7 protein-coding genes are annotated in these 6,000 nt (G+C 68.8%); 3 read left to right on the plus strand and 4 right to left on the minus strand.

Features of this window, described 5'->3' with window-relative positions:
• Positions 1-197 precede the first annotated feature (197 nt).
• Both LGN17_RS35200 and LGN17_RS35205 read left to right on the plus strand, forming a co-directional pair.
• Positions 198-521 carry a DUF2917 domain-containing protein gene (locus LGN17_RS35200; protein ID WP_226201395.1) on the plus strand — a complete coding sequence of 108 codons (324 nt, stop codon included), beginning with the start codon at positions 198-200 and terminating at the stop codon, positions 519-521.
• Between the two features lie 441 nt (positions 522-962).
• Positions 963-2,354 (plus strand): CoA transferase, encoded by a 1,392-nt coding sequence (locus tag LGN17_RS35205; RefSeq protein WP_226201396.1) that lies wholly within the window; start codon positions 963-965, stop codon positions 2,352-2,354.
• Positions 2,355-2,375: 21 nt separating this feature from the next.
• On the opposite strand, the gene LGN17_RS35210 is transcribed toward LGN17_RS35205, so the two are convergent.
• The gene (locus LGN17_RS35210; RefSeq protein WP_011352976.1) at positions 2,376-3,122 is read right to left on the minus strand and encodes a GntR family transcriptional regulator; all 747 of its coding nucleotides are present in this window, start codon (positions 3,120-3,122) and stop codon (positions 2,376-2,378) included.
• 166 nt (positions 3,123-3,288) lie between these two features.
• Here LGN17_RS35210 and LGN17_RS35215 point away from each other — a divergent pair, with 166 nt between their 5' ends.
• The gene (locus LGN17_RS35215) at positions 3,289-4,134 is read left to right on the plus strand and encodes an aldo/keto reductase (RefSeq protein WP_226201397.1); all 846 of its coding nucleotides are present in this window, start codon (positions 3,289-3,291) and stop codon (positions 4,132-4,134) included.
• Between the two features lie 27 nt (positions 4,135-4,161).
• Here the strand turns inward: LGN17_RS35215 and LGN17_RS35220 are convergent, their stop codons facing one another.
• From LGN17_RS35220 to LGN17_RS35230, 3 genes are all read right to left on the minus strand, one after another.
• Positions 4,162-4,503, minus strand: coding sequence for a hypothetical protein (locus LGN17_RS35220; protein WP_226201398.1), 342 nt, complete (start codon positions 4,501-4,503; stop codon positions 4,162-4,164).
• A gap of 288 nt (positions 4,504-4,791) precedes the next feature.
• Positions 4,792-5,802 (minus strand): HoxN/HupN/NixA family nickel/cobalt transporter, encoded by a 1,011-nt coding sequence (locus LGN17_RS35225; RefSeq protein ID WP_226201399.1) that lies wholly within the window; start codon positions 5,800-5,802, stop codon positions 4,792-4,794.
• A 78-nt stretch (positions 5,803-5,880) separates the two neighbouring features.
• Positions 5,881-6,000: transposase (locus LGN17_RS35230; RefSeq protein ID WP_217000242.1), on the minus strand; the 120-nt coding region annotated here is incomplete at its 5' end.

Here is a 6,000-nt window from a genome sequence, read left to right on the forward strand (position 1 = left end):
GTGGTGGCGCAGGACAGCCGACATTGTAGGGAAAGCCGTCGCGCCGTGCAGGTTCGGTGCGAAGTCCGCCCGGCGGGTGCCGTCCCCGTCGATTGACCAATACAGTTCAGCCGAAAGTGTCTGCATCCGTATCTGTCCGCGTGCTGCCGCTGTCCGAAATACTGATGCCATCGAACCCGCGCGACCAGGAGACCGCCATGCGCGAACTGCGACTTTATGTGATCGACGGCGACGAGCCGGCCGGTCGGTGGCGGATCGTCGATCGCACCGCACTGGAGGTGGCCGACGGCGAGGTCTGGGTGACGATCGAGGGCCGGCCCGACGATCACTGGCTCGGCGGCGGGGATTCGCTGATGCTTTTGCCCGGCATGCGTGTATGGGTTAGCGCGGGGTCGCAACGTGCGACGTTCGCGTTCGGTTCGCCCGAGGTGTCGGCGAGGCGCGCCGCGCAGGCCTGGTGGAGGCCGCTCGTCGCGTGGCGCGACGGCCGGCGTCATGCGCCCGCGTCGTTGCCGACGTAGCACGCCCGGGGCAGGATCAGCGTTCCGTCCATGCATTGTTCGAGCGCATGCGTGATCCAGCGGGCCGTGCAGTCGTGCAGAGATCCGCGAGTCCGTCTTCGGTACGTGCCGGTCGAGCGAACGCTCGACGCCGCCGCGCGAGCGTTTCGCGTCGGCACGGCGGCGTGCGAGCAGCCGCACCTTGCCCGCGTGATGGCAGCGGTGCCTGCTTGCGCGACCCGGTCGTGAGGGCAGCAACTCGCGGTGCAGATGTGCGGCGGCTCACGCCGGTCCCGAGGATGCTGGCAGGGTTCCGGCGCGCTGGCGGATGTGACGTCGGCCGCTTCTGCCGGGGCGCAGGGGGTCCGACCATGCGTGATGCGCCGATTCGCGCAATCAGGATTGCTCTCGACTGTCGCGAATCCTAGACTCGATCTTGTCTTTCTCACCGCCCATTCCGCCATGACACCCGAACTCGCGTTGGCGCATCTGTGGCAGCTGGCACACGGCGCCCCCGACGCGCTGGCCCGTGCGACCGTGACCGGACAGGACCCGACGTTGCCGTCGACCTTCCGGGTCGGCACGCTGGCAGTGGCGACGATCGCGGCAGCCGGGCTCGCGGCGGCCGAATGCCACCGGCTTCGCACCGGCGTCGCGCAAACCGTCGACGTGTCGGTTCGCGACGCGCTCATCGCGTTCCGCAGCGAACGCTACCTGCGCGTGGACGATGGCCCGCCGCCGGAGTTGCGTCATCCGGTGACGGGCTTCTTCGAGACGGGCGACGGACGCTGGATCCAGCTGCACGCGAACTTTCCGCATCACCTGAACGGCGTTCTCGACGTACTCGGCTGCGGCGCGCAGCGGGACGATGTCGCCACGGCGATCCGCGCGCGGGAGGGCGCAGCACTCGATACCGTGCTGGCCGAGGCTGGGTTGTGCGCCGCATTGATCAGAACGCCTGACGAGTGGGTGTCACTCGAGCAGGCGCGCGCGATCGCATCGCTGCCGCTGTTCGAGATCGAGCGGATCGGCGACGCACCGGCCGAGCCGATCGGCCGCGGCGAAGCCGGCCAGCCGCTCGCGGGTGTGCGTGTGCTCGATCTCACGCGCATCATCGCAGGGCCGGTCGCGGGCCGCACGCTGGCGTCGCACGGCGCGCAGACGCTGCTCGTCAACGGCCCGCACCTGCCGAACATCGCGCCGCTCGTGATCGACAACGGGCGCGGCAAGCGTTCGACGTGGATCGACCTGCGCGATGCGGCGGGCGTCGATGCGCTGCACGCGCTCGCACGCGGCGCGGATGTGTTCCTGCAGTCGTACCGGCCCGGCGCGCTCGCGGCGCGTGGCTTCGGGCCGCGAGCGCTGGCGGCGCGGCGGCCCGGCATCGTGTACGTGTCGATATCCGCGTACGGGCATGCGGGGCCGTGGGCGCAGCGGCGCGGCTTCGACAGCCTCGTGCAGTCGGCGAGCGGGATCGCGTGGCAGGAGCAGCAGGCTGCGCACGCGGACGGGCCGCGCCACCTGCCGTGCCAGGCGCTCGATCACGCAACCGGTTATCTCGCGGCGTTCGGTGCGATGATCGCGCTCGCGCGCCGGGCGCGCGAAGGAGGAAGCTGGCACGTGCGGCTGTCGCTCGCGCAGACGGGACGCTGGCTGCAGTCGTTCGGCATCGTGCCGGACGGCCTGCAGGCACCCGATTTCGCGCGCACCGACGTGCGCGACCGGCTCGAGCGCATCGCGTCGCCGTTCGGCATGCTCTACGCGGTACGGCCGGCCGAGCGGTTGTCGGCGACACCGCCGTCGCTGGCGCGCCCGCCCGTGCCGCTCGGCACCGACGATGCGTGCTGGCTGTGAGCGCCGGCGGTGCGGCCGGCGCTACTTGCGCAGCTCGACGACGAAGTCGTAGTAGTCGTTGCGGCAGTAGGTGTCGGTCAGTTCGATCGCACGCTGGTCCGACGTATAGCCGATTCGTGTGATCAGCAGCAGCGCGTCGTGCGGTGCGATGCCCATCTGCTCGGCGATCTCGTCGGTCGCATTGACCGCGCGGAAATGCTGCAGCGCGCGCACGATCGGCGTGCCGCGTGCCTCGAGATAGCTGTACAGCGAACCGCCGATCGCCTGCGGATCGGGGATCAGCGTGGCGGGAAACGTCGAATTCTCGACGGCCATCACGATGCCGTCGGCAAGGCGCAGGCGCTTCAGGCGCGTGACCGATGCGGCCGGCGACAGCCCGAGCTGGATCACTTCGTCGCGGTTCGCCGGCTGGATCTCGCGCGCGAGCCATTGCGAGCTCGGCTTGAAGCCGCGCCGCTCAAGCATTTCGCTGAAGCTCGACAGCCGCGACAGCGGATCTTCGTAGCGCGGCTGAATGAAGTTGCCCGCGCCCTGCGTGCGGCGAATCAGGCCTTGCTCGACGAGCAGCGCGATCGCCTTGCGCGCGGTGATGCGCGATACGCCGAGCGCATCGGACAGCACGCGCTCGGAGGGCAACGCCTCGCCGGCTGTCCAGCGATTGTCGTGGATCGCGTCGCCGAGCTTGCGGGCGAGCTGCAGGTAGAGCGGCGTGTCGTTGTCGGGGTCGGGGCGCAGGTCCTGCCAGCGGTCGTCCGTGGATGCCTTCATGGAGTGGGTATCGATCTGATTGCGGCCATTCTAAGTCATCGCGTGGCGCCGTTATAGCCGGTTTTTGCCGTGCAATAGGTGAATTGCGCGCGGATTGACTACACTGATGCGTCGTATTCCATGCCTGGGCCGCGGTGCGCGGCCACGCATCCGCAACGAGGAACGCATGACAGACACGATCGCCACGGTTGTCCTGCCCGACGGCGAGACGATTCCCAAGCTTGGCCTGGGCACGTGGGAAATGGGCGAGCGGCCGGCCCGGCGCGCAGACGAGATCGCCGCGCTGCGCGAAGGCGTCGCGCTCGGGATGACACTGGTCGATACGGCCGAGATGTACGGCGACGGCGCGACTGAGGAACTGGTCGGCGAGGCGCTCGCGGGCCTGCGCGACGACGTGTTCCTCGTCAGCAAGGTCTATCCGCACCATGCGGGCCGGCGCGACGTCGTCGCCGCATGCGAGGCGAGCCTCAAGCGCCTGCGTACCGATCGCCTCGACCTGTATCTGCTGCATTGGCGTGGCTCGGTGCCGCTCGAGGAGACGGTCGAAGGCTTCGAAGCGCTGCAGCGCGCGGGCAAGATTCGTCACTGGGGCGTCAGCAACTTCGATACGGCCGACATGGCCGAACTCGTCGATGAAGCCGGTGGCGGCGCGTGCGCGACCAACCAGATCCTCTACAACATCGCGCGGCGCGGCCCGGAATTCGACCTGCTGCCGTGGCTCGCCGAGCACCGGATGCCGGCGATGGCGTACAGCCCGGTCGATCACGGGCGGCTGCCGAAGCGCTCGCCGCTCGACGAGATCGCGCGGCAGCGCGGGGTGTCGGTGATGCGCGTCGCGCTCGCGTGGGTGCTCGCGCAGCCGGGGGTTTTCGCGATCCCGAAGGCGTCGCGGCTCGAACACGTGCGCGACAACCGGGCCGCGCTCGACCTCGTGTTCAGCGATGACGAGCGCGCGCAGCTTGATGCGTACTTCCGTCCGCCACGCAGCAAGCGTGCGCTCGAGATGCTCTGACGACAACCGGCCGGGCAACGCAGCAGTTCAGCGGCTGCCTCCGGACGGCCCGCCGTTGCCGTGACCGCTGCCATTTCCGCTACCGGGGCTGCTGCTGCCACTGCCGCTCGCACCGGCGCCATGGCCACCAACGTGCCTGCCGGTGAAGACGTGCGCCGCGCGCGCAGCCGGATTGGCGGCGCACGGCGAAGGGTCGTCGACCAGCGTCATCATGAGGGCCGCGCTGGCAACTGCATCGGCCGCGGCGTCCGGTGCCGCATCTCGTGCGACGGCATACGAGCAGCAGCACGCGAACGCGGCTGCGGCGAGCAAGGTTGCGCGATAACGCCGTCCCGTCGTGCGGAACGGTTGTTTCGTCTTGAGCATCATGGCCTCCCCATGCGCGCGATGCCTCGTCGCCGCGCGGCCATCGACGTGTGATGCAGGAGGAGTGTTAAAGATTCGTAGTCCTGTCGGCAACCGTTTCGCCTTCGGGCGGGCGCCGGACGCCAGCCGCGAGAGGGGAACGGCATGTGGGCCCGCCGTGCGAATCCCTATCCGCGAGATCCGTGCCGCCGGCCGCCTGCGTCCGCCGCGCAACGCGCACGCAAGCGCGCGTCGCCGCATGCATCGTCTTGGGGGGAGTTTTGTTCCCGGAACGAAACGTTCGAGCCAAGTTCAGCGCGCAGGCGCATCGGCCGCGCGCTGCCAGCGGTGGAACAGGATCGACACGATCCAGCAGACGAGGAACAGTGCGACGATGCCGTAGCCGATCGAGCCGAAGCGTTCGCCGAGCGCATCGAGCGCGTCGCGCACGGGGCCCGTCAGCGACAGCTTGTCGGCCAGCAGGCCGGCTGCCTCGATCCCGCCGATCGCCAGCGCGACGGCCGCCGACACGAACGTGATGCTCGCGTTGTAGAGCAGCTTGCGCTGCGGATCGTCCATCGCCCAGCCGTACGCGTGAATCATCAGCACGTTGTCGGTCGAGTCGATCAGCGTCATGCCGGCGGTGAACAGCGCGGGAAACAGCATGACCGTATAGACCGGCAGCCCCTGGCTCGCCTGCGCGGCGGCGATCGCGAGCAGGCCGATTTCGGTTGCGGTATCGAAACCCAGCCCGAACAGCACGCCGACCGGATACATGTGCCAGCTCTTCGACACGAACCGGAACAGCGGACGCAGCAGCCGGGACACGAGCCCGGCAGGACGGTGCACATGCGCGGCGTCGTGCCTGTGCCCGTGCGTGCCGCGATAGCGCCGCCACACGTCGCGCAGGATCACCAGGTTCACGCACGCGAGCACGAGCAGGAAGGTGGCCGACACCGCCGTGCCGATCGTGCCGCCGATCTCGCGGAATGCATCGAACCGGTCGCGCAGCGCGAATGCGGTCAGCGCGATGCCGAGCGTCGCGGCGATCACGATCGTCGAATGGCCGAGCGAGAAGAACAGGCCGACGCTCACCGGACGCTGGCCTTCCTGCATCAGCTTGCGCGTCGCAACGTCGATCGCGGCGATGTGATCGGCGTCGACCGCGTGACGCAGCCCGAGACCGTAAGCGATCGCCGCGGTGCCGAGCAGCAGCGGATGATCGCGCAACACGGCGAGCGCCCACAGCCAGACGGCGGCATTTGCGGCGATCAGGCCGGCATAGAGGGTCAGCAGGCGGCGCAGGGCAGGGGTGGGCGGCATCGGGATGGTTCCATCTGACGAATCGCGATGCATTGTGGCACGCGAAAAAAGATGCAGGGTGTGCCGATCAAAAAAGGTTCAACGCGGAATTCCGGGGAACGCGGCGCGGATCTTGAGGAAGAAATACTCCTCGTCGCGATAGCCGTAGGCCCTGCGCTTGATGACCTTGATGGTGTTGTTGATGCCTTCGACAACGCT

Origin of the sequence: Burkholderia sp. AU30280 (assembly GCF_020420125.1) — a bacterium.
Lineage (GTDB): Bacteria > Pseudomonadota > Gammaproteobacteria > Burkholderiales > Burkholderiaceae > Burkholderia.

Excerpts from the sequence above, each read along its gene's own strand:
- LGN17_RS35210 (WP_011352976.1), bottom strand. The coding sequence starts at position 3,122 with ATGAAGGCATCCACGGACGACCGCTGGCAGGACCTGCGCCCCGACCCC.
- LGN17_RS35225 (WP_226201399.1), bottom strand. The coding sequence starts at position 5,802 with ATGCCGCCCACCCCTGCCCTGCGCCGCCTGCTGACCCTCTATGCCGGC.
- LGN17_RS35205 (WP_226201396.1), top strand. The coding sequence starts at position 963 with ATGACACCCGAACTCGCGTTGGCGCATCTGTGGCAGCTGGCACACGGC.
- LGN17_RS35220 (WP_226201398.1), bottom strand. The coding sequence starts at position 4,503 with ATGATGCTCAAGACGAAACAACCGTTCCGCACGACGGGACGGCGTTAT.
- LGN17_RS35215 (WP_226201397.1), top strand. The coding sequence starts at position 3,289 with ATGACAGACACGATCGCCACGGTTGTCCTGCCCGACGGCGAGACGATT.
- LGN17_RS35200 (WP_226201395.1), top strand. The coding sequence starts at position 198 with ATGCGCGAACTGCGACTTTATGTGATCGACGGCGACGAGCCGGCCGGT.